20 protein-coding genes are annotated in these 24209 nt (G+C 49.7%); 8 read left to right on the top strand and 12 right to left on the bottom strand.

All coding sequences use genetic code 11. The features are described 5' to 3' along the window. Window positions 1-212 (bottom strand): transposase (locus F566_RS34160; RefSeq protein WP_020405615.1); only part of this gene is annotated, 212 nt, incomplete at its 3' end. Window positions 213-294: 82 nt separating this feature from the next. On the opposite strand from F566_RS34160, the gene F566_RS38405 reads away from it, so the two are divergent. Beyond that, a complete protein-coding gene (locus F566_RS38405) occupies window positions 295-438 on the top strand; it encodes a zinc ribbon domain-containing protein (protein WP_083921182.1) in 144 nt (47 codons plus the stop codon). A 77-nt stretch (window positions 439-515) separates the two neighbouring features. Here the strand turns inward: F566_RS38405 and F566_RS34155 are convergent, their stop codons facing one another. Further along, on the bottom strand, window positions 516-878 hold the full coding sequence (locus tag F566_RS34155) for a hypothetical protein (RefSeq protein ID WP_020409988.1): 363 nt from the start codon (window positions 876-878) through the stop codon (window positions 516-518). A gap of 172 nt (window positions 879-1050) precedes the next feature. Next, window positions 1051-3576 carry an ATP-binding protein gene (locus F566_RS35840; RefSeq protein WP_245555308.1) on the bottom strand — a complete coding sequence of 842 codons (2526 nt, stop codon included), beginning with the start codon at window positions 3574-3576 and terminating at the stop codon, window positions 1051-1053. A gap of 264 nt (window positions 3577-3840) precedes the next feature. Here F566_RS35840 and F566_RS0126065 point away from each other — a divergent pair, with 264 nt between their 5' ends. Continuing rightward, window positions 3841-4074 carry a DUF2789 domain-containing protein gene (locus F566_RS0126065; protein WP_020409986.1) on the top strand — a complete coding sequence of 78 codons (234 nt, stop codon included), beginning with the start codon at window positions 3841-3843 and terminating at the stop codon, window positions 4072-4074. Window positions 4075-4245: 171 nt separating this feature from the next. Then, window positions 4246-6240: an ATP-binding response regulator gene (locus F566_RS35835; protein WP_020409985.1), complete on the top strand. Its 1995-nt coding sequence runs from the start codon at window positions 4246-4248 to the stop codon at window positions 6238-6240. 52 nt (window positions 6241-6292) lie between these two features. Here the strand turns inward: F566_RS35835 and F566_RS0126055 are convergent, their stop codons facing one another. Further along, window positions 6293-7207, bottom strand: coding sequence for a choline sulfate utilization transcriptional regulator (locus F566_RS0126055; protein WP_020409984.1), 915 nt, complete (start codon window positions 7205-7207; stop codon window positions 6293-6295). Between the two features lie 146 nt (window positions 7208-7353). Here F566_RS0126055 and betC point away from each other — a divergent pair, with 146 nt between their 5' ends. From betC to F566_RS34140, 3 genes are read left to right on the top strand one after another with little or no spacing between them, the layout of a single operon-like run. After that, the gene (betC, locus tag F566_RS0126050; protein WP_020409983.1) at window positions 7354-8868 is read left to right on the top strand and encodes a choline-sulfatase; all 1515 of its coding nucleotides are present in this window, start codon (window positions 7354-7356) and stop codon (window positions 8866-8868) included. 51 nt (window positions 8869-8919) lie between these two features. Further along, the gene (locus F566_RS0126045) at window positions 8920-9876 is read left to right on the top strand and encodes a choline ABC transporter substrate-binding protein (protein WP_020409982.1); all 957 of its coding nucleotides are present in this window, start codon (window positions 8920-8922) and stop codon (window positions 9874-9876) included. A 40-nt stretch (window positions 9877-9916) separates the two neighbouring features. Next, on the top strand, window positions 9917-11713 hold the full coding sequence (locus F566_RS34140; RefSeq protein ID WP_020409981.1) for a SulP family inorganic anion transporter: 1797 nt from the start codon (window positions 9917-9919) through the stop codon (window positions 11711-11713). Here F566_RS34140 and F566_RS0126035 read toward each other — a convergent pair. The 8 genes from F566_RS0126035 to F566_RS0126005 form a co-directional block, all read right to left on the bottom strand. Beyond that, window positions 11710-12333, bottom strand: a complete 624-nt coding sequence (locus F566_RS0126035; protein WP_020409980.1) for a response regulator — start codon at window positions 12331-12333, stop codon at window positions 11710-11712. The genes F566_RS34140 and F566_RS0126035 overlap by 4 nt on opposite strands. Window positions 12334-12641: 308 nt before the next feature. Further along, the gene (locus F566_RS0126030; RefSeq protein WP_020409979.1) at window positions 12642-14375 is read right to left on the bottom strand and encodes a GGDEF domain-containing protein; all 1734 of its coding nucleotides are present in this window, start codon (window positions 14373-14375) and stop codon (window positions 12642-12644) included. 68 nt (window positions 14376-14443) lie between these two features. After that, a complete protein-coding gene (xerC, locus tag F566_RS0126025; protein ID WP_157497102.1) occupies window positions 14444-15379 on the bottom strand; it encodes a tyrosine recombinase XerC in 936 nt (311 codons plus the stop codon). Window positions 15380-15404: 25 nt separating this feature from the next. Continuing rightward, entirely contained in the window at window positions 15405-16124 is a 720-nt protein-coding gene (locus F566_RS0126020) for a DUF484 family protein (RefSeq protein WP_020409977.1), read from the bottom strand. A gap of 92 nt (window positions 16125-16216) precedes the next feature. After that, window positions 16217-17047 (bottom strand): diaminopimelate epimerase, encoded by an 831-nt coding sequence (gene dapF, locus F566_RS0126015; RefSeq protein WP_020409976.1) that lies wholly within the window; start codon window positions 17045-17047, stop codon window positions 16217-16219. Window positions 17048-17057: 10 nt separating this feature from the next. Further along, complete coding sequence (gene lysA, locus F566_RS0126010) at window positions 17058-18326, bottom strand: diaminopimelate decarboxylase (RefSeq protein ID WP_020409975.1); 1269 nt, start codon at window positions 18324-18326, stop codon at window positions 17058-17060. 41 nt (window positions 18327-18367) lie between these two features. Further along, complete coding sequence (gene lptM, locus F566_RS38400; protein ID WP_083921181.1) at window positions 18368-18517, bottom strand: LPS translocon maturation chaperone LptM; 150 nt, start codon at window positions 18515-18517, stop codon at window positions 18368-18370. Between the two features lie 182 nt (window positions 18518-18699). Continuing rightward, window positions 18700-21642 (bottom strand): class I adenylate cyclase, encoded by a 2943-nt coding sequence (locus tag F566_RS0126005; RefSeq protein ID WP_245555307.1) that lies wholly within the window; start codon window positions 21640-21642, stop codon window positions 18700-18702. A 129-nt stretch (window positions 21643-21771) separates the two neighbouring features. On the opposite strand from F566_RS0126005, the gene F566_RS0126000 reads away from it, so the two are divergent. Both F566_RS0126000 and F566_RS0125995 read left to right on the top strand, forming a co-directional pair. Beyond that, entirely contained in the window at window positions 21772-22275 is a 504-nt protein-coding gene (locus F566_RS0126000) for a putative pterin-binding protein (RefSeq protein WP_020409973.1), read from the top strand. Between the two features lie 26 nt (window positions 22276-22301). Beyond that, window positions 22302-24164 carry an ATP-binding response regulator gene (locus F566_RS0125995; protein WP_020409972.1) on the top strand — a complete coding sequence of 621 codons (1863 nt, stop codon included), beginning with the start codon at window positions 22302-22304 and terminating at the stop codon, window positions 24162-24164. The last annotated feature ends 45 nt before the right edge of the window (window positions 24165-24209 follow it).

Below are 24209 nucleotides of genomic sequence, written 5' to 3'. Positions count from 1 at the left end.
AGGTTTATGGGGACAAATGCCGACGTGGTAGAGCCGAGTTTCTTCGCGTCGCTGATCCAGCGTCGAACCAGATTGGCATTGAGCCCGTTATCCAGAGCGATGGCAGAAACAGAGACCCCCGGCTGTTGGCAGGCAGCAATAATCTTAGCTTTAAATTCTGCGGAATATTGGCGACGTTTTCTGGAGGAGCGAGGTGCGCTTATGACAATCATAACAAGTGTCCACTAAAAAATAAGTGGACACTATCCAGTCAGTTGGTAGCGCGCTCAAGATGGGGTTACCGGACGCTTACAAATTGTCACCCTGGATTGCAGTTCAGAGGTACAGGATTACTACGAGGACTGTCGAGTCTGCTGTCGTCCAATCTCTGTACATGTGATATGCAACTATGAAGGCGAAGTAGAGAGCCTGGTGGTCAAGACAGAAAATGAAGTCTGATCCATGACGTCATTATGTCCGGAATCAGAAACGGCACCCTCTGTCGGTGTCAAAATTAAGCAATACGCTTCACCGATTCAGAGACAGTCGAACTGGCTCTTTTCATCAAATGCAACAGAGACCATGTCGTACCCCAAATCGGACAAATCTCTCAGCAAGGGACGATTGCTGATGATCTGACGACATATAAATTCGACCTTGGCAATAGCCTCGTCTTCAGCCAGTTTCGTTTTTTCCGCACGAAAGTCCAATACGATATATTTGCTGGCGCCATACTGGTCTGCTCGGGAATGCTCCACACTTTGATAGCCTATCAGATAGAGATCGACCGTCTGCTGATCAATATCTGCCAGTGCGGCATGAAGAACTGAAAAAGGTGCAGCCGATATTCCGTTCGATACAAACAACATGCAAAGCATTGTGATCATTGATTTCCACATGGTGTCCTCACCTTGTAACAGATTGTTACAGTGGAATATTAGACGGGAATCCTAAGTAAATCAGCCTATTCCCTCATCTGTTTTTCAATTATTCACAATGGCGACAAGGACTTGCCATAAAAACATCAATTAACCGACAAATACTCGTCACAATGCAGGAAATTGCGTGAACTCAGATCTTCATGGAAGCTTCGTTCAGGCAAAGAGACCATTCCTGGGCCAGCATTTCCACCTGAGATGGATAAGACGAGAGTTGAGACTGAAGCCCCTGAAGATCAAACTGAGCCACCAGCCCTTGCAGAGTCAGGGCATATTCACTTAACCCTTCAATGCCATATTCCCTCGCCCTGTCAGAAATATGTTCAGCAAACTCCTGCACCCGCTGCAGGTCCCCACTGTCTTTCAGATCTTCCCATTCCGTCCACAAACCGCCACGCAATTCCTCCAGAAGCATTCGCTTCTGAACGATTCTGGCCTCAATGTTAGCCTTGTCATCCGGTTTCCTGGACTTCTCTTTGTCAGTGGTGGATTTCTCCTGTGCTGTCTTTTCGTCTTTCTCTTTGACTTTCTCTTTAGGCTTGGTAGCCGACGACTGCAGTGGCAGGTACTTGGCAACAGCACCAAACAGGACCGCTCGCTCAATCGGCTTACGCAGAGCATCAGCAAAGCCAAGCATGGACATACGCCGGCTCTCATCGGCCAAAGTGGACCCTGTGAGCGCAATAACAGGGATCTCATAGAGATCATCATGCTCCTTGATAATCCGGGTGGCATCATAGCCGTCCATATCCGGCATGCGCAGATCCATGAGAATAAGATCAGGTCGTTCACTGGCTGCCAGATTCACTCCCGCACGACCATCCAGGGCTTCAATAATGGTCAGATTAGTTCCCTGGAAATATTCTTTGATCAGTTGCCTGTTCATGTCCACATCATCCACTACCAGAACCTTTGCAGGCTTGAACTTGGGTGGTTTAACACTTTTAGCTTCACCGTATAGCTCTTCCTGGCGTGTGCTGATAGCCACATGATGCAAACGAATTTCAAAATGGGAACCATGGCCCAGCGAACTGCGGATGCCAATTTCACCATTCATCATTTCGATCAGTTTCTTACTGATAGCCAGCCCCAGCCCAGTACCACCGTACTGGCGACTGCTTTGTCCTTCATGCTGCTCAAAGGCGTTAAAGATGCGTGCCTGCTGATCAACAGCAATACCGATACCACTGTCTTCGACACCGATGATCAATTCGACAAAACCTTCTTCCCCCGGCAACGTGGTGGACGAAGCACTCAGCTCAATATAACCGGCATGAGTAAACTTGATGGCATTGCCCATCAGGTTGAAAATAATCTGTCTCAGCCTGACCTCATCCAGAATCAGTGAATGCGGAAGCTCATCAGACAGTTTGATTTTCAGCTCAAGGTTCTTCTGGGCAATCCGTGCTGAAAAGATCTGCGCCACATCCTGCAAAAGCCTGTGAGGATCTACCGGTGCATATTCAATGCGAAGCTTGCCGGACTCGATCTTCGACAAGTCCAGAATGTCATTAATGATCGTCAGTAGAGCCCGGCTCCCTTTCTTGATGGCATCCAGATACGACTTCTGCTTACCGCCGGATACCAGTCCTTCGAGTAGCTCGGTATAGCCAATCACCGCATTCATCGGGGTCCGAATTTCGTGGGACATGTTGGCCAGGAATTCACTCTTGGCCTTGTTGGCAGAATCTGCCGCCTGGGCCAGGTGCTCAGCCTGCTTCATCGCGGCCCGCAACCTTTCTTCACTTTTTCGCAGTGCCTCTTCAGAACGAATCCGTTCCGCCACCTCGTGAGACAGCTTACGGTTCCAGTATAGGAAGATGATGATGACGACGATCGCCACCGTCGTGATCCGCCATACCAGGGTATAGTCAATTTCTTCCTCGTAACTGAAGGTGATCCACTTCTTATAAATCGATTCACGTTCATCTGGCGTGATGGTTTCCAGCCCCTTGTCCAGAATGCGGGTAAGGATAGGCCAGTCGGCGCGAACCCCAAACGCGATATCGTTGGTATAGGGGGTAATACCTGTCAGCTTGATATTGCTGACTCCCAGGTGATTTACCAGATAACTGATACTGGGAATATTGCTAATCAAGATATCAATGTCCCCGTTGGACACACCCAGTAAGCCTTCTTCCAGAGTATCCACAAAAACCAGATTCAGGTTAGGGTGGCTGATGAGAAGGAAGTCCTGACTTGCATAGTCCTTAACCACCGCGACCCGTTCATCTCCCAACTCTTCCAGGGAACCGATAAAGCGGGTTTCCTCCCGCACGGCCATTACTATCGGATAGGACAGGTAGTATTCCGAAAACAGCATGCGGCCTTCCCGTCTCGGGGTGACCGATACCGCTGCAATCACATCCAGTTCATTAGTGGCAACCGCATCCAGGGTGTCTGACCAGCTACTTCTGACTCTGCGATCAAAATGATAACCCAGGCGCTCTTCAAGCAACTGTACGTAATCCGCCACAATTCCCTGGTAATTGCCTTCCTCATCGACCATCTCGAACGGCGGCCAGTGGGGGTCGCCGGCAATGCGGATGTTGGGATGCGCTTTTAACCATGAACGTTCAAACGGGGTCAGAATATCCGGGATTTCGTCTTCTTCAGCTTCAGCGGCTGCCGACGCAGGAAAACCCGCGATGACTGCCATTGTAAGGAGGATCGTTAAGAGTGGCCTGAAGTTCATAAATGTGATGTTCTTGTCTCCGCTTGTCCTGCCGGGATCCAGGTTGCCTGTTATTATGGCACGTTTATTCAGCGCTGGCATTTCCAGGAAATTCCCCATACTGCCCATACTCACAGGTAGCATAAGTGACTTTAGACTAAGCTTATGAGAGGTTGTCGGGATATTGTCCCCATCAGAATATTGAACCTCGTTCACTTAACCATTAACCTACGGCATCGGGAGGATTGAATGGATACATCCACACATGATCTTCACGGTTTGTTCGAACAACTTGGCCTGCCAAGCGATCAGGATTCCATCAATAGTTTTATTGAAGAACATGCCCCTTTATCCAGGGGAATGAATCTGTCAGACGCCCCTTTTCTGACGGAAGCCCAAAGAGGCTTCATCCGTCAACAATGGGAGCTGGATTCTGACTGGTGTGAAGCAATTGATGAACTCGACGCGCTTCTAAGGCATTAACAAATCGTTAAATAATGTCACCGACATCAGACAATTGGCCGAGGTTACCTTGAACAGTGTCTAGGTATAGACAGGCTGATCAGTATATGATGACAGCAACAAAGCAGTATCCATGAATCCCGAAGAACAGTGTCCTCACATACCACCCGTCAAAAAGGATATTCCACGGTAATGAATAGCCAGCGGAAGCAGGGGAGTTATCCCTGGCTTAATGCAAAAATACTCGGAGCCTACCTGATCATTCTGGTAGCGGCCTTTGCCGCCCTCGGCTCATTGGTCATCAACCAACAGATTGAGCGCTGGCAGACATCCGTCTCGGCAGGATTGGACCTGGTAGGTCCCAACCTTCATGATGCCGCGCAACAGCAGGACGTTATTCAGATAAAAGCAATCCTGGCAGCGCTCTCCCGCATTGCCCCGTTTGCTTCAGCAGAAGTCCGGAAAAACAACAGCCAGTTCAGACTCCTGTACCCGGACACTCCGGAGCAGGCCATACATGACACTGGATTACACCGCGGGTGGTTGACCATCTGGCCATATTCCCATCGTTTTGGCGATGGTCAATATGAAGTCATTATCACGCCAGACCCGACAATGCTGGAAGCCGATATTATCCAGCAGTTTTTTACCCTTGCACTGATTGCAACAGGACTACTGGCCGCTGCCGCCGGCGTCCACGGACTATTCTGGCAATGGTCGGTCCAACGCCCATTGCAAATGATTCTAAAAGAAACCCGGGATGTGAAGCTGGAACGTCCAGCCCGCCACCTTCTCGCAACCCACCGGCACCAGCGTATGATGCTGGAGATGGATGAGCTGGCCAGTTACATCAACCAGTTGCTACTGGTAATCGATAACCAACAACAGAATCGCAAACAAGTTGAAGAACAGCTCAAAGCTCATCAGCGAAACCTGAGTAAAATAGTCCAGTCGCGCACTGCGGAACTGGTTGAGTTGAACAAAAAGTTCGTTCAGCAACAATTTGATGCCAAAACCTCCGCTCTGGAAGCCAAGCAGGCACGCTGGGAAGCAGAGAAAGCCAACCAGGACAAAACACGGTTTCTGGCAGCAGCCAGCCACGACCTGCGTCAGCCACTGCATGCCATGAGCCTGTTTGTGGAGGCATTACGCCCGCAGCTGACCAATAATTCCGCCGCTCTGTCTATCCATGACAATCTCAAACGCTCCCTGGAAACCATGAAGGAGCTGTTTAACGCCCTGCTGGACATTTCAAAACTGGAAGCCGGTGTACTACAACCGAAAATAGAGAGCTTCTCTGTACGGAGAATTCTGGATCGACTTGAGGTGGTGTATCGACAGCAAGCGATTGAAAAGGATCTTGATCTGCGCATCGCACTGAGTCACTACACTCTGAACAGCGACCCTCATCTGCTGGAACAGGTTATTAGTAACCTGGTGGGCAATGCGATCAAATACACAGAATCAGGCTATGTTCTGGTCGGGTGTAAGCGTTACAAGGATTCTATCCGGTTTATGGTCTGGGACAGCGGCCCAGGCATCCCCAAAAACGAACATAACTCCATATTCAAGGAGTTCGTTCAGTTGGCAAACCCCGAACGGGATCGCAGTAAAGGCCTCGGACTTGGCTTGTCAATCGTCAAACGAACCTGCCAATTGCTTAACCATGAGATCAGGTTTTTGTCCACGCCCGGCAACGGTACCCGCTTTGAGGTTGTCGTCCCCCTTGGACAGGCACAGGTTATCAGAGAAGAAACACGGCCGACTTACAGCAATGTTTCAATGGGACTGCAGAAGGTTCTGGTGATCGACGATGATGCATCCATACTACTGGGCATGAAGGCTTTGCTGGAGTCCTGGAATCTGAAACCAATCCTGGCACGATCGGTAGAAGATGCAATGAGGGTTTGCAGTAGCCGTCAGCATAAACCAGACCTGATTATCAGCGATCTGAGACTTGAGAATGAAGTGACCGGCGTCATGGCCATCCAGCGTATGCACCAGCACTTCCAGTCCAATATCCCCTCACTGCTGATTACCGGGGACACTTCCCCAGAGCGTATACGCATGGCTTATGAATCACCTTATCCACTACTACATAAGCCAATCAAGCCAGCACAGTTGCGCTCGGTCTGTACGTCCATACTGCAGTTCAACACGACCCCGAATTCCGCTCAACAAGCCTGATCAAGTAACTTGTTCTGTGGTACCAGCTGCCGGTCCAGGGCCTGATGAATAATCATCTGGCCCTGTTGGCCAAACTTTCAGTGAGCCAGTGTCCAAAGTTTTCCACAGGCAGGGGCACTTCTGAATTATCCGGCAGTACCAGGAAATATCCATGGTTGGAATGGACAGTAAAATCCGTCAGTGCGACCAGGAGTCCATCATCAAGCAGATGATCCACCAGCGTTCCCCAACCTAGTCCAATGCCCTGCCCGGCCATTGCAGCTTGCACCAGCAGTGTATAGTTATTGAACTCAAGCACCGGCTCCCCAGGAATCGTGGCGCTTTTCAAGGCACGAAATAATTCATTCCAGTCCATCCAGCGCTGACCCGGTTCCGCATCCAGTTTCAGCAGCGACTTAGACGCCAGTTGATCCAGCGAGTCTATCGGGCCATGCTCTTTCAGATACCCTGGACTGCATACGGGGAACACCTTTTCAGGAATGAGCATGCGGGAAACACAGCCTCGATATTCTCCGTCGCCGAATATGACGGCAACATCTGTCTCACTACCGGCAAATTCCAATTCGGATTGTGAGGTCTGGATTCTAATATCGACCTCAGGATAAGTCTTTCGGAACTCAGGTAAACGAAGTAGCAACCAAAAAGCGGCAAAAGCGAAATCAGTTGCGACATTTATTCGCGGAATTTTCTTTTGACGACGAATGTCATCCAAAGCTCTGCGCAAACCATTCAAGCTACTCTGCGTCGCAACAAATAACTTCTGACCAGCCTCTGTTAATTCCACCCCTCGATATACTCGAACAAACAAGGGGACCTGTAAAAAAGCTTCAAGCCCCTGAATCTGCTGGCTTATGGCAGGCTGAGTTGAATTAAGCTCTCTCGCTGGAGCCGTAAAACTCAGGTGACGTGCAGCCACTTCAAATACATGCAGGCTTTGCAGCGGCGGTAGACGATCATCGGATGGCATAAGTTTTACTTATCTCTTGAATAAGAATTTAACCAGTTTACAGCATCACAATCCTTAGACAATCTATAAAGCAATAGTAAGTCGGCTTTAAATACATCAGCCCAGCTTATTTTATTTACATTATATGACAGGAAGCGGATCGTCCGATGAAACAACCCAATATCTTATTTATCATGGCTGACCAGATGGCAGCAGACAGCCTTCCCATATATGGACACCCAATCGTCAAAGCCCCCAATCTGACAGCGCTGGCCGAGAACGGCGTGGTATTTGATTCTGCTTACTGCAACAGCCCACTCTGCGCGCCTTCCCGTTATGTCCTGATGAGCGGACAACTACCTTCCAAAATTGGCGCTTATGACAATTCAGCAGATTTGCCAGCAGACATTCCGACATTTGCCCATTATCTGCGCGTCAGCGGCTATAAAACCGCACTGTCCGGCAAGATGCATTTTTGTGGTCCGGACCAATTACACGGATTCGAAGAACGTCTGACAACTGACATTTATCCTGCCGATTACGGCTGGTTTCCAGATTGGGAAGACTTCTCGCAGCGCCCCACCTGGTATCACAACATGTCATCTGTCACCCAGGCAGGCCCTTGTGTACGCACCAACCAACTCGACTTTGATGATGAGGTGGTATTTCACGCCCAACGTTACCTGTACAACGCCGTCCGCGGTAACGATCAGCGACCGTTCTGTCTAACGGTGTCCATGACTCACCCCCATGACCCTTATGCCACACCGAAGGAATATTGGGATCTGTATGAAAACGAGGACATTGACCTGCCACAGGTCAGGATTGCCCCTGAAGATCAGGATCCTCACTCCAAACGACTTCAGCATGTTTTTGCTTATCAGGATCAGGAAATTACAGACCAACAAATTATCAATGCGCGCCGGGCATATTACGGCGCAATCAGTTATGTCGACCATCAGATTGGCGTTCTGATGAAAACCCTGGACGAAACTGGGCTGGCAGAGAATACCATCATTGTCTTCTCCGGCGATCACGGTGATATGCTGGGAGAACGTGACCTCTGGTACAAAATGTCCTGGTTTGAAAGGTCCTCAAGAGTTCCGATGATTGTTCACGCTCCGGAAAGATTCAACCCCCACCGGGTTTCACAGTCTGTATCAACCATGGATCTGCTGCCAACATTTGCCGCGCTGGCCAATGACGGAAAGGAGCCTGAGTATGCCATGCCAATCCAGGGACGAAGCCTGCTACCCCATCTGCGCAATACCGGTGGCCACGATGAAGTTATTGGTGAATATTACGGCGAAGGCGCCATCGCCCCTCTGTTTATGATCAGGCGTGGAGACTTTAAATTCGTTTGCTCTTCCCCGGACCCGGATCAACTGTTCAATCTCAAAGAGGACCCGTTGGAACTGAATAATCTGGCATCCTATCCCTCACATCAGTCATTGCTGAAGGAGTTCCAAAGGGAAGCCTCCAGCCGCTGGGATTCCAGCCAATTAACCAGGGACGTTATTCAGAGCCAGAAACGCAGGCGACTGGTATTCAACGCTCTTACGCGCGGACAAATCACCCCCTGGGATCATCAGCCAGTGTTTCAAGCCAGTGAAATGTATATGCGTAACCACATAGATCTGGATGATCTGGAGAGCAAATCCAGATTTCCAAAAGTCGAATAATTCGACTCCTGCTGAAGTTTGCGGCCCAATACAAGAATGAGGAGCATCGTTATGGCAACACCCCATCAGACCCATTTCTTCCGAAGAGCAATCCTTAACCTATGCAACACAATATTATTGCTCACCAGCGTTTCCACTTACGCAGCAGACTGTGAGTTAGTGAAATTTACCGATCCCGGATGGACAGACATCAGCGCGACCAACGGTGTGGCCACGACTCTGCTGACCGGACTTGGCTATAAAACCGATATCACGCTACTTGGCGTACCGATTGGGTTTGAGAGCTTAAAGAATGGGGAAATTGATGTTTTTCTAGGCAACTGGATGCCAGCACAGCAAAAATTCATCGATAAATACGGAAAGGATATTGATATCGTCCAAACCAATCTTGAGGGTGCCAAATTCACCCTGGCAGTTCCTTCTTATGTTTACCAGGCCGGTGTCACCGATTTTGAAGATCTGGCAGCCCACTCTGACGCATTCAGTCAGAAAATCTATGGTATTGAACCTGGAGCTCCTGCCAACCAGAAACTACAGACGATGATTGATGATGGAGACTTTGGCCTGAATGGCTGGAAAGTCGTTGAATCCGGAGAGCAAGCCATGCTCAGTCAAGTCTCCAGAAACGTCAAACGAGACAAATTTATTGTGTTCCTGGCCTGGGAACCTCATCCAATGAATGTTAATCACGACATTCGCTATCTGACTGGTGGAGATAAATATTTCGGTCCCAATCTCGGAGGTGCCACAATCTATACTGTCACCCGTAAAGGATACGACAAGGAGTGCCCAAATATTGGCAATCTGCTGAACAATCTGGTGTTCAGTCTGAAAATGGAAAATGAGATCATTGGCGCGATACTGAATGACGGCCAGCAACCGGCAGATGCGGCTAAAGAATGGCTGGCAAGCCATCCGGATGTGCTTGATAACTGGCTTCAGGGTGTCACCACTGTTGATGGCAAGCCAGGACTTGTTGCCGTCAAAACATACCTGGGCCTCAATTAACTGACGGCCAGGGAAACCTACATTTTAGGAAGATCGTTTCTTGACCCAAAAGCTCCAACGCTGGCTTCCCTGGCTGAACAACATTAACCCCCGTAACACACGAGCCGATGTTGTTGCTGCTATTACCGGGGCCTCTCTGGCAATTCCTCAGGGTGTCGCTTTCGCCTCTATTGCAGGGCTACCTCCGGAATATGGGTTCTATTGCGCACTGGTGGCGCCGGTAATTGCGATTTTACTTGGCTCTTCATGGCACATGGTCTGTGGGCCGACAACCGCTATCTCTGCACTGCTCTTCGCCACGTTGCAAGGGCAGTTTGAGCCGGGCAGCCCGGCATTTATACAGGCGGTTATTACTGTCACCTTTCTTGCCGGACTCCTGCAGCTGGCTCTGGGAATACTTAAGTTCGGCAGTCTGACCAATTTCGTTTCCCATGCGGTCATGGTAGGTTTTATTACTGGCGCGGCATTACTGATAATTCTGAGTCAGATCCGTCATCTTCTGCAGATCGAACTGCCCAGACCGGAACAATTTCTCGACTATATCGAAAATTTTGTCCCAGCCCTGTCCACATTCAATCCATATGCTCTGGCAATCGGACTGACCACCCTGGTCTCAGCAGTTCTGATAAGATATCTGCTCCCCAAAGCTCCCCACTACCTGATTGGCTTATTATGTGGGTCGCTGCTCGGTTACTTCCTCAAAGCCGATCAACATGGGGTTTCGCTGGTGGGTGAGTTACCCGGCGTGGTTCCTCCCGTCAGTGTTCCCAACTTATCCTTAGAACTGATAAGAGAACTGGCACCCGGAGCCGTTGCCCTTGCACTGGTAGGCCTTCTTGAGGCGGTATCGATTGCCAGAGCGATCAGCCTGAAAACTGGACAGAAGATCGATGCCAACAGAGAATTCATCGGTCAGGCCTGGTCCAATATCGGCGGTAGCTTTTTTTCGTCCTATATGAGTTCAGGTTCCTTTACCCGCAGTGGAGTCAATGTAGAGTCCGGGGCTCGCACACCGCTGGCGGTGTTACTGATGACATTATTTCTGTTCCTGATTCTGTATTTTGTCGCACCACTATTTGCTCATCTGCCCATTCCTGCCATGGCGGGTGTCATTATTCTGGTAGGTTGGCGCCTGATTGCATTCAATGAATTGCGTCATTACATGAGTGCCAGTAAAGAAGAGCTTGCCATCGCGGTGGTAACTCTAACCGGCTGTATCGGCATCAGTCTTGAGTTCGGGCTCTATTGTGGCGTCGGCCTGTCGATTGCCCTGTTCCTGAATAAAACAGCCAAACCTTATGTCAGACTGCTCGCACCAATGAAAACCGAGCAAGATACCTATTTTCACAACATTGAGCGATTCAACCTGCCAACCTGCCCCCAAATCAACTTTATACGAATGGATGGCCCCATTTACTTTGGGTCTGTGGAATTTATCAGCCAACAGTTCAATGAAATTTCAGAAAAATCACCAAATGCCCAGCATTGGGTATTACTCTGCCGAGGGATCTCCAACCTCGACATGCAAGGGGCGCACATGCTCAGGGAACTGATACTGGAGAAACAAAAAGAAGGCAAGCAGGTACACTTGGTGATTCGGTATGTCTGGCAGCTGGAAAGATTCAGACAATTTGGGCTTTTGGCATTGGTGGGTAATGAGAATATCTACCCCGGAAAAGGCATTGCCATAAAGCAGCTGGTCCCCAAATTACAGCCGTCAATATGCGCCACCTGTAACAGCCGTATATTCAATGAGTGTCCCGACAGCCGTTACAAAACATCGCCAGATACTCCTCTACCGGAATTGGCTGGCGATATATCTGGCTCCGATCGCTAGAGCAGCTTCAACTCGCGCGCGCGGTGCACAGCCTGAGTACGGTTGGCAGCACTCAACTCTCTGAAAATAGCAGCAATATGCGCTTTAATGGTTCCCGGAGCGATGCTCAGGTGAACGCCTATCTGCTTGTTCGACATTCCCTCCGCCAGAAGACTCAGAACCTCCAGTTGACGTGGTGTCAGGCTGATATCTTCATTGATGGGACGATCGTTCTGGCGACCACTCAGCAACTCATGCGGGACGTAGATACCGCCCGACATCATCAACTGAATGGCACTGGATATCACCGCATTGGACGATGATTTCGGCACATATCCCAATGCCCCGAGTTTGATTGCCTCCTGAATTAAATGGCTTTCCTCGCTGGCGGATATTACCGCAAAAGGCGTGGAACAATAGGTTTGTTTAAGACGATTAAGCAGTTCCAGTCCCTGACTATCAGGTAGACTCAGATCCAACAGCACCAGATCTACTGGGCCCAGGCGATCAAGCATTTGCCTGACTTCCGCCCCGGAGGCTGCTTCATAGACTTCCGCATCGGCATACATCCCTTCGATGATCATTTTCAAGCCACTTCGGAAAATGCCGTGGTCATCCGTGATAATAAACTTCGTGCTCATGGTAATTCGCAATCCATCCCAGTTTGAGGTCTCAAGTATGCAACCTGACGACCGGAAAACTATATTCCGCTCTGCAGAACTGCATTCTTGCGAGCTACAGTGAGTTGCCTAGGTGTCGGTCGGTGGGTCACACTCAGTCAGCGCAACGACTGATGCAAAATTAAACATTTTTCAAAATCAAGCGCCAATATGCAACCCGTCAAATGACCTAGTTATATCATTTTTACTAGTCCACAAGGACTAGTCCATTTGGGTTTCTCAACTGTATCAATCTGTTATAGCCCACTGAAACCGCGTCGCTCAGCGCTTTATTCAGCTTTTTCCACTCGATTGCGTCCATTCATTTTCGCCCGATAAAGCGCTTTATCGGCCATTTCAAACACACCATTCAGGTTGGCATTCCCGGAAAAACCACAAATGCCGATTGAAATAGTAACCTGAACTTTCTTATTTCGGAAATGAAAAGGTAAGCGGGATACCATCACCCGCGTTTTATCCATGACTGTCACGGTGGTATCAACATCCGTTTCAGGTAACAAAATCACAAACTCCTCGCCACCATATCGCGCAATAAAATCCGTTTTGCGAATTCTTCTGGCGACTTCTTTCGCGATAAGCTGAATCACTTTATCTCCAGCAAGATGTCCGTATTTGTCGTTAATTCCTTTAAATTTGTCGATATCCACGATAACCATAGTCAGCGGATTCCGGTAACGGCGCCAACGTTCAAATTCCTGTTGCGCACGCTGTTCGTATGCCATACGGTTAGGAAGCCCCGTCAGCACATCTGTGACAGCTCTCTGCTGCTCTTCAGCCAGTTGCTCCTGCATGACACGGGACTCGGATTCCAACTGCATCAGCCGGCGCTGTAGCTCTTCCAGTTCAGCACTCATTCCAGCATCCCGTTCGCTCTCTTTCGCCATAAATTGAGATAGAGACACCAGGATCGAGTCCAGATTCGTATTGACCGAGACTTTCAACTGGTCAACATTTTCAGCCTCTTTGATTGATTCCTGCATATGGCGAACGTATCTGCGCACTGCATCCTGCAGTTCAGTATTGTTTGCTTTGGAAGCTGAGCTGCTACTTTCACTATGCGAAAGAAAGCTTTGAATACTGATCAGCCGATCATCCAGAGATTTCAAGAAGGCTTCAAATTCCTGCTGCCCGCGACCAAACGCAGCAATGACCAAATTGGCGATATCGTCCAGAGTCGGCACCAACTCGTACCAGTTCAGACTTTCAGCAATTCTCTGCTGAACCTTCTGCGAATCTGCCTGCATGGATTCGGGTAGTCGCAAGTGCTCCACAAGGTTGCTCAGTGTTGCACTTACATGATCGGCTATCGCCGAGAATCCAGGTTCAAACGGCTGGTCCTGAATCGCCTTGGGGCCCGTGGTGGCAAGTTCTAGCGTATAGGGTTCATCTTCAACCTCATCACTGTCCTCAGCACCAGGTTTCATCCCACTGCCTTTGCCCGACAGCGCTTCCTCTGATTCGGGCGAAGCATCATCCTGGCTAGCAAAAAATCTTCCGAAAAAACCACCCGAGGGCGCCGCCGGACGATTGCCTATTACGGCGTTGAGAGCATCACCAAGATGTTTGGCATATTCAGACAGAAGCTGTGGATATTCACGAAGATCACCCATTTTACCGTTCAATTGCTTACCGTACCGCTTCAGCGTTTTCTTCTGGTTACGGGGAAGATCCAACTCCAGCAATTGATCAACCAGGCTGGAAAACGCCTGCAGCATCCCCTCCGCAGTTGCAGCACGGCTCTTATCCAGCGTCAAAACAGACGCCTCAATATTCTCCAGAACGCGATTAAGCTCGCCGGTGGGTAATTGTTCCTGCCTCAGAATGGCTCGCAACTTATTCAGGTCTGAATCCATCTTGGGATCCATTCCCTGGGCAGCGAGACTCACCCTGATCAGCAGGCGCTCAAGGACATGTATCTGCTCCTTGAAGTCTGCTTCCTGGTGCTCTAATTCTTCCAGTTTATCAAAGTATTTATTTTTCCAACGCTCACTTTCAGAAGTCATAAGGCGAGGGTATGTCCTCAATTTTTTTATGATAATGGATCGAATGATTTTCTGTTAAGCATTCATCATTACTCATCCTGAGACTCATGCTTCCGACTTGATTTGCTGCCGGCAGGCTTTCTCCTGGCGCGTGGGTGAGCACGATCATAGACCTGGGCAAGGTGCTGAAAATTCAGATGAGTATAGATCTGTGTGGTGGCAATATCCGCGTGCCCCAACATCTCCTGCACGGCTCTCAGGTCTCCACTGGATTCCAGCATATGACTGGCAAAGGAATGCCTGAACAGGTGAGGGTGCAGACGTCCGTAGTACCCCCTGATCTGAGCCCATTGCTTCAATCTCAATTGAATGCTCCGGTGACTCAACCGCTTTCCGGTTTGGCTTACAAACACGGCTGTTTCTTCTGTTTTTACCAGTGTTTTTCGAAGCTGAAGCCAAGCGGTCAACGCCTCTCTGGCAGCCTTTCCCACTGGCACTATACGCTCTTTTTGCCCCTTCCCCATCACTCGGGCGACCCCGTCTTCCATATCCAGGTCAACAACATTCAAACCCGCCAGTTCCGCCAGGCGGACCCCTGAAGAATAGAACATTTCAGCCATGGCGGTATCTCTGATATCCAGATCGTCCTCAGGCTCCTGGTCCAGAAGCTGTTTTGCCAGGTCAACATCCAGAGTCATCGGGAGTTTTTTGGGAGCTTTAGGTGCAGATATGCCATTGGCGGGGTTATGCTCCGCAAGGTTTTCACGGATCAAAAAGTCGTAAAAGCGTCGGACGGCAGACAGCCACCGCTGTAGTGATTTACTGGACAGGCCCTGGCGATGGAACAGCGTCATGGCCTGGCGAACGTCTGCCAGCTGCAACTGTGACCATTGATTGACCGTTATTGACTCAGCATATCCATGCAGTCTCTTCAGATCCCTAAGGTAACTGCTGGCAGTATGAGGGGAATAGCGGCGTTCATGACGGAGGTGATCAATAAAGGCTTCAATCTGCTCCAGCATCATTCACCTCTCAGTCGGGTATATCAGTTCAGGACGCCCCGGCAGTCCCTTCCTTTGCCAATAAAGGAGGCAACATCCGGCTCAGGGAATCACTGATATAAGATAAAAACAGAGATCCCATACTGCTCTGGAAATAATCCGCTTTGCGGCTGCCGATACTCAGAACCCCTAGAGTTTCCCCGTATTGCAGAGGTATCACAGCAGCTGACGCCACATCCTTGGCATCACCACCAAACAGCATCGACTTTTTGTCATCAGACAAACGACCACAGTGTGCCCGTCCACCATCAAGGAGATCTCCCAACACTTCCTGACTGGATGCCAGGTCCTGCATTACTATATTGCTGACCGGAAAACGCTCCTTGTTTCCAAACAGAATAAGACTGCAGAAATCTACATTGAAATCGGTCAGGAAGCTGTCCTCCAGGACAATCACCATTTCATCCAGCGACTGTGCTTCCAGCAGATTCATCAGAAGACGTTTGCTTTTGTCAAAGAATCGGTCGTTATGTCGAGCGGTTTCGATCAAATCATACAACTGTTTTTCATACTTATCCCGCTGCTCGCGGAATAACGTCACCTGACGCTCAACCAGAGATATCGCACTTCCGGATCTGTGGGGTAGCTTGATTTCACCAAGCAGATATTCATGCTCCACAAAAAAATCCGGATGAGCGCGCAAATAGGCGACCACTTCTTCCGCCGTCAGCTCCCCCTGATCATTGGGGCGTTTTGCCTGATTGTTCATTCATACTCCACTTTGTCCGCCGGGGAGTACCCCGCCTGCACACTGTTGTTGTCATTGTGTGTTTCCCTTGGGAAAAGCCCCCCGGGGAACAATTAAATCCGAACCTGGCCTTCAAACACACGGGTCGCTGGCCCGGTCATCATGACAGAATGTCCTTCTCCCGCCCAACTGATCTTCAGATTACCACCGGGCAGTTTAATTTCCACTTTTTCGTCCAGCAAATCCTGCAAATACCCAGCCACCATAGCAGCACAGGCACCAGTTCCACAGGCTAGTGTTTCTCCCGCGCCGCGTTCGAATACTCTAAGCTTAGCAAAGCGTCGGTGAACCACCTGCAAAAAACCGATATTGGCCTTTTCAGGGAACAATTCATGACTTTCCAGAGCCCGTCCAAGTTTATGAACCGGAGCCCGGTTAATGTCTTCAACCTGCAATACACCATGCGGATTCCCCATGGAAACCGCAGCCAGTTCATAGGTTTTCTCGCCCACCTGTAACGGATACAGCAGTTGACGCTCAGGGAAATTAATCGGAACCTGAGAAGGTTCCAGACGCGGCACCCCCATATCCACCGTGACAGTTCCATCTTTATTGACGACTAACTCAATGATGCCGTTTTTAGTCTCAACCCGGACATTCTTCTTGTTAGTAAGGCGGTTATCCCGAACAAACTTCGCAAAACATCGGGCACCATTGCCACATTGCTCTACTTCAGAACCATCAGCGTTGAAGATCCGATATCGAAAATCAACATCCGGACGACCAGGAGGTTCCACCAGCAGCAGTTGGTCAAAACCAATGCCGAAATTACGATCGGCCAGTTTCCGAACCTGGTCGGGTCGAAAATGGGCATGCTGAGAAATCATGTCAACGACCATGAAATCGTTGCCCAGTCCATGCATTTTGGTGAACTTTACCAGCATCTTTGCCTACTTATCCGGCTTGAGCGGATGGGTCAGGTAACAGTGATTCGCTGGCATAGAGTTCCTGGATAGTTTCCCGGCGACGTATCAGGTGAGACTCACTGCCGTCTACCATGACTTCTGCGACTCTGGGTCTGGAGTTGTAATTTGAACTCATGACAAACCCGTACGCCCCTGCAGATCTGACTGCCAGCAGATCACCGTCTTTCAGATTCAGCAAACGATCTTTGCCGATAAAGTCACCTGTTTCACACACTGGACCGACGATATCGAAGCTGGCTTCCAGTCCATCCTGACGAGGCTTAACCGGCACAATATTCTGCCAGGCACCATAGAGAGAAGGGCGTATCAGGTCATTCATTGCCGCATCAACAATCGCAAAATGCTTGCGCCCGTTATCCTTGATGAACTCCACCTGTGTCACCATGATACCGGCATTAGCCGCGATTGAGCGCCCAGGCTCCAGCACCAGGGTCAAGCCGGATTCTTTGATTTTCTCCAGCACGGCTTCAGCGTATTCAGTCGGATGGGGCGGGGTTTCCTTATCATAGGTCACGCCGAGGCCACCACCCAGGTCGATATGACGCAAATGAATTCCCTCAGCGGCCAACTGGCGTACAGTAGCCAAAACTCGATCGAGCGCATCAAGGAAAGGGGAGATTTGTGTGAGCTGAGAGCCGATATGACAATCAATTCCTACGACTTCCAGATGTGGCGACTTTGCAGCCTCTCGATACAGCCCCAGGGCAACATCGATATCAATGCCGAATTTATTTTCTTTCAGTCCAGTCGAAATATAGGGGTGGGTCTGCGCATCCACATCTGGATTAACCCGAAGTGAGATCGTAGCCTTCTTGCCACACTCAGCGGCGACCTGCTCGACCCTCTCCAGCTCCGTGGCAGATTCAACATTGAAACAATGAACACCGACTTCAAGCGCCCGGCGTATCTCTCCCGCCTGTTTCCCCACGCCGGAAAATACAACTTTATCCGGATTGCCTCCGGCAGCGAGAACTCTTTCTAGTTCCCCTTGGGATACGATATCAAACCCGGCCCCCAGTCGCGCCAATACATTCAGCACAGCCAGATTGGAGTTGGCTTTAACCGCATAGCAAATCAGGTGAGGGTAATCCTGCAGGGCAGTCTGGTAGGCATGATAGTGCCGTTCCAGAGTTGCTCGCGAATAGATATAACAGGGGGTGCCGTATTGTCTGGCAATGTCTTCTACAGCGACATCCTCAGCAAACAGCTGATTCTGCCGGTAATTAAAATAATCCATAACTCGACTCAGTAATGAGATCGTTCAGACTACTGACGACACTACCCGGGTATACTGTCAGAGGGCTCCCAGACCATTTCTGGGGGAGACCACTGCCAGAGTTCCTGAGGCAATTGCAAGGGACCTTTCTGGCCGCAAGACAATAACCCGAGGCACGCTGCTACAACGATGGTAATGCCGAGAATTCGCATGAACTATCCCGAATTTCAATCAAATTGGGCAAGTATACCGGGCACTCCGGCCAATAGAAACACCGGTATCACGTTTAAATTCCAACAACTGTTTTTCACCGAATCCCCACTGGAATCGACATAGAGAGTTATGGAATCAACCAGAGGCCGTTTACATGAGAGAATGCCCTAGTTCACGAGAATCAAACTGAAGGATGACGAGCGGGTTCCTGACTGGAGGGAAGTTCGCGGGCAACATTAATGCTGTTTTCCAGAGTCAGCTTGTGTTTGACGTATTCTATGGTTTGCAACCTCAGGGATTCACCGGCGAGGCTATGGGGAAGACTCAAATCTGTCAGGTAGCATGGCAACGGTGTCCGATGATCGAAGCGTCCCTCCAGATAATGTGCCAACGCTGCTGACACTTGGTCTCCATGTTCCAACAGACTAAATTCCTGCTGTTCACAGTAGAGACTGAATCCAAGCCGATCCCTTTCTGTCAGGCTACCGATTGCCTGCGCTTCGATATACTTGCTGAATCCCTGTTGGCTCAACACTTTGACTGATACAGGCTTGAAGCCCTTGGCATCAGACAGCAACTGAAAAAACTCTATCTCGCCCGATGCCATGTTGTCGGCCAGCGTATCATGCATTTGCTTACGTTCCTGAATGCTATACAAGAAGTTGGACAACGCACCGAGGAAAGCCTCCGCGGAAGGAACCTTACCTGAGTGCTTAAGAATCGACCCTTTTTCATCAATCAGAATCATTTGCAACAGGCCACCCTCTTCCCAATAAAAAACTTGAATGGCATTGGGACGCATTCTGGCAAAAGCTGCTTCCAGCGGATCACCTTTCAGCGCATAGTCATCCAGTTCGATTGCCCGAAACTGGCGCTGCGGTTGTTCCAGATACCGGCAAAGGTCGGCATAGGTGGGTAACGAAGTAAAACGTGGCTGACGACCTTCAAACTGAAGGACGAAATAACGCTCTTCCATTTCAAGCAGATAACGCCTGGAAGTGCCCGATTTGAAAAAGCAGCCAATCACTTGCTGGAATAATTTACTGACCCGATTCGCAATGGCCGCCGCCCGAGAGGCACAAAAACAAAGCACCGCAATGCCCGGCACTTTGTCATCATACTGCTCTGCTTCTGCCAGAGCTGCCAGCGTATTGTTCAGGCACTGGACCAGGGTATCACCGGATTCATAACGCTGAACCATCACCTCATTCCAGGTGTTGACCGTTACCTGATCCAGAGTGATTACCAGATTAGACCGCTCAGATGAGTACCCCAATGAATCATTGCGATCACTGAGCTTGTGCAACCCACGCCGTGTCAGATCCAACATGGGATCCACCCCGACATTCACATAGAGAATCGAGCCACGTATCTGCGCTTTGTCCCGGTAGGCCTGTTGGGATATCTCCGGAAACGGTAAATGCATCAGGGATCGCAGACTGGCGATAATCTGCTGTAATTCGAACAAACTGGCCTGGGTCTCACCGGCCACCATACTGACACTGGTGGCCGAGGTGAGCAATCCATTGACATAGGACCAGACAATCAACTCCAGCAGGCTGTTGGAACGTTTCAGTGCCGGGTAAAAATCCGCATCACTGACGTTGGACAGGTTACGATACAACAGCCATCCATTCTGGTGTGAATCAAGAACCTGGCTGCTCAGATGGTGGAAGGAAAGATTCTCCTCAGCAATATTCGGGGCAATATTGGGATTGATCATCTCAACCTTGCCGGCTTTTCGCTGAAAGGTGGCATAGAGCTTACGCCCCAGAAGATGTATATCCCTGGCACTGATGGCTACCGCGAGTCCCTTGTCTCTTGCGTATCCTGAAAGAAAACGGTAACTGCCGGTCAGTTCATTGACGACACTGCGCTTTTCCCGCATCACTTCATCCACCTTCCAGGAAGGGCGGCGGTCAAGATACCGAATCTCCTTATCCGACCAGCCCCATTCCGCCACCAGTTTTTCCATGATTTTTCTGCGCCAGCTCTTCTGGTGTGCAGGCACCAGTCTGGAAAGACTTTCTCCTACCTTGAGATAAAAACTTTTCCTGACCAACTCCAACCGCTGAGACTCACTGCGCTCGCTTAGTGATGCTTCAATACGGCGGTAAATCATCACATACGGGTCCAGCTCATCCTCATCAATTTCGTCATTGAACACCGCTTGCTTAAAGGTGACACACAGGGGCTCGACAGACCCGTCTTCAGTGGCATAGGCCTCAGTAAGCACCAACTTGAGCACTGACTTATAGGGCGAATCGATTCCCTTATACAATTGCCACATTCCAGCCCCAACAAACTCGTTGGGAGGAATTCGAGCACAGCCACCGAAATCAATGTAGTCACTGCTGCGGATAAAGCGCTTTTCCTGCAACCGTTTGGCAACTTCAGAGTAATTCGCCTCATCACCAGGGGGAATCAACCACCAAAGGGGATAAGCTCCACCCAGCCAGATCCCCGTACGATAGAATTCGTCCAACAACAGATAGTGCTGTGCGGTTCCACAATCTTCACTATCTGCCGCCGCCTGCTGTCGCCCCATACGAAATTCGTTCGCATTCATCAGGAAAATGTGTATCTCTGCCCCCATTTCCTCACCCCATTCCGATATCAATCGGGCTTTCTTCTCAAGTTCTTCAATACCGCCTTTATCCAGGCCATTGCGGTAGCAGAGCCAAACATCCAGATCACTGCTGCCGGAGTGCGCAATTGATCCTGTGCTGCCCATTAGAAAAAGACTGACAATATCAGACTGCACTTTTTTACCCGACTCCTTGTAGTTAAAAGATCGAGACAGGCGCTGAGCTTGCTGAATGACAGATTTGTCTGGCTGGTAATTATGCAGGCGGTGAGGGGTTTTACGGGACACATAGCCCGGCATCAGCGGATGGTTTACATGCACCAGCAAGGGGAGTAATTCAACAACCACCTGTTGCCTCGGAGTCAGCGCCATACGGGTGCGCTTAAGCCGGCATTCAACCAAAGAAAGAAAACGCTGGGTGAGCGTTTTCAATACCTTACGGTCAACGCCTTCGCTGTAGTCGGGATTAATCTGCCTGCGGACATTCATAGCATAGAGTATAGCGGAGTAACTATCAAACTCCGCTAACCGAAACATGCCAGTTTGTAGTAGTTACGTTACCAACAACACAGACACTCTTTATATTTGTCTGTAAAATCGTTACTTTTGCCAGCAAGTGTTGTGAACCGCAATGGTTTCTACAGGGAAACGTGCACAGGATAAGTTATGAAAACACTGCGTCTGTTAATTGCGATATTAGGCCTCAGTCTCTGCTTTCCGGTAATCGCAAGTGGACTCCGTGCCCCTCACGGCCCGGTGGTATTGACAGTCACCGGCAATATCAGTCAAACCAATGATCACGATGAGGCTGCTTTTGACCTGGAAATGCTGGATCAGCTCCCTCAGCATTCCATTACAACGACAACTCCCTGGTTTGACGACTCAAGGACGTTCACCGGCCCGTTGGTACGCGATGTACTAGAATTATTGGGGGCGAAGGGAACTAACGCCAAGGCTGTAGCCTTGAACGATTACCATATCGATATTCCAGCAGAGGATTTCCAGGAATATGATGTGGTGTTGGCCACTCGTATAGATGGAGAAATTCTGACTATCAGGGATAAAGGACCAATCTTTATTATTTATCCTTTTGATCAGATTCCTGAAACCAGAAACGAGGTTTTCTTTCAACGCTGCATTTGGCAGCTTGTTCAGGTCATTGTTGAATAGTAGTTTGAGCTGCAGGGAGTAGCGATATGTGGGTCAAGAAGATTAGATGGATTGCCGGCCTAGCGCTGGCCACGGCCACAATCATTTTAGCTATCGCCATTTTTTCAACGATCACTTCGCTCCGTGATGGAGCACTGGAAGTCCGGGTCGCCAAGGATGACCTGTATTGGTCCATTCATCAGATTGAGACCGAAACCATGAACCTCCTGGTTATCGCCCATACTCTGGAAAAAGAGGCGCTTCGCCCCGGAACGCTGAACACAAGATACGCTGTTCTGCTGAGCCGCACGGACTTGTTCAAGGAAGGTGAGTTTAGTGATGCCATCAGCGTTCTACCGAATACACACAGGCTAATAAACTCTGTCATAGCCAGAGTGGAGGCACTGGGGCCGCTTATAGACAGCGCAATCAAGACCCCGAATTCTGTTCCTCCCGCACTGATTCAGAAGCTGGAGGAAATCCGCCTTCTCTCCCGCGACCTGACTTTGACGGCACACAAGGAGCATGTGACCCACAGGGTGAATCAGCGGACAGAATTAACAGATACGTTCTTCTACACAGAAGCACTTCTCTGCGTCCTCGCCGGCATCATACTCATCAGCCTGATTACCCTTTACTGGCTGATGCACCTGGCCAGAAAGGCCCAGCAGGACGCAGACTTTCAGCGACGCAGGGCAGAATCCAACAGTGACGCCAAGAGTCGGTTTCTATCCAACATGAGCCACGAACTGCGCACACCGCTCAACGCCATCATGGGGTTTGCTCAGCTCATTCAGCTCAACAGCCGGAATCTGACCCTCGAACAGAGCCAGTATATCAATCAGATATACAAAGCCAGTGAACACCTGCTTTCCCTCATTATCGACATTATGGATCTGTCCAAAATAGAAAGTGGGCAATTGAGTATAGAAATGGCTCCGTGCCGGATTCACCCCATTATTAACGAGTCCGTCGCCATGGTTCGCAGTATGGCTCAAGCGAAAAGTATCAGTATCTACAAACCGGATATACAGCGGGATTACGTACTCAATGCCAACCATACCCGCACTGTGCAGGTGCTAACCAACTTTCTGACTAACGCCATCAAGTACAACCACAAAGGTGGCTGGGTTAAGATTGAGTTGGATAGCACGACCAACGGCAGGTTGCGTATTGGAGTGGCAGATAACGGTTTGGGCATTTCCAAAAAAGATCACAGTAAGGTATTCAAACCTTTTGAGCGACTGGCCCATGATCCGGCAATTGAAGGCAGCGGCATTGGGTTGGCAATGAGCAGCCAACTGGTGCAGCTAATGAACGGACAGATCGGCTTCAGCTCCAAAGAAGGTCAGGGAAGTTATTTCTGGCTGGAGCTGGAAGTTGTCGACATGGTAGCGCCTCAAGCCATTGACGTCATGGGACAGACACCTGCACCCAAGTATTTTCCAAACTTCGCCACTCCAGAGTTCGAATATACAGAAGGCCTGGGAGACTTCGCCAACGGGTTTAAAACCGTCCTGTATATAGAAGATAACGACTCCAGTATCAAAGTGATGGAAGGCCTTTTTGACAGCTTTAAGAACATTCGTCTGATTTCAGCCACAACTGCCGAGCAGGGCATTGCACTGGCTCGCAGCTGTCGACCACAACTGATACTCCTTGACCTGAATCTCCCCACCACGTCCGGTCTGGAAGTCGCCGCCATTCTGAAAAATGACCCGCAGCTCTCGTCAATTCCCATCATCGCCGTGACAGCGAATGTCAACGGCCATCAGGAAGCCACAGCGCTGGGCCTGGAATTTGAGGAGTTTATTCTCAAGCCCATAGATATCACCTCCACCAAGTCGGCCATTGTGAAATACCTTGGCAAGCAACCGTCAACACGTGAGGATTTATCAGTACACAACTAATGCCCCGGTGACCGGTTATCAGTGATCCGGTCAAATGTGCATCAT

It is taken from the genome of Hahella ganghwensis DSM 17046 (genome assembly GCF_000376785.1).
Classification (GTDB): Bacteria; Pseudomonadota; Gammaproteobacteria; order Pseudomonadales; family Oleiphilaceae; genus Hahella; species Hahella ganghwensis.
This window is presented reverse-complemented; position numbering and strand designations above follow the sequence as displayed.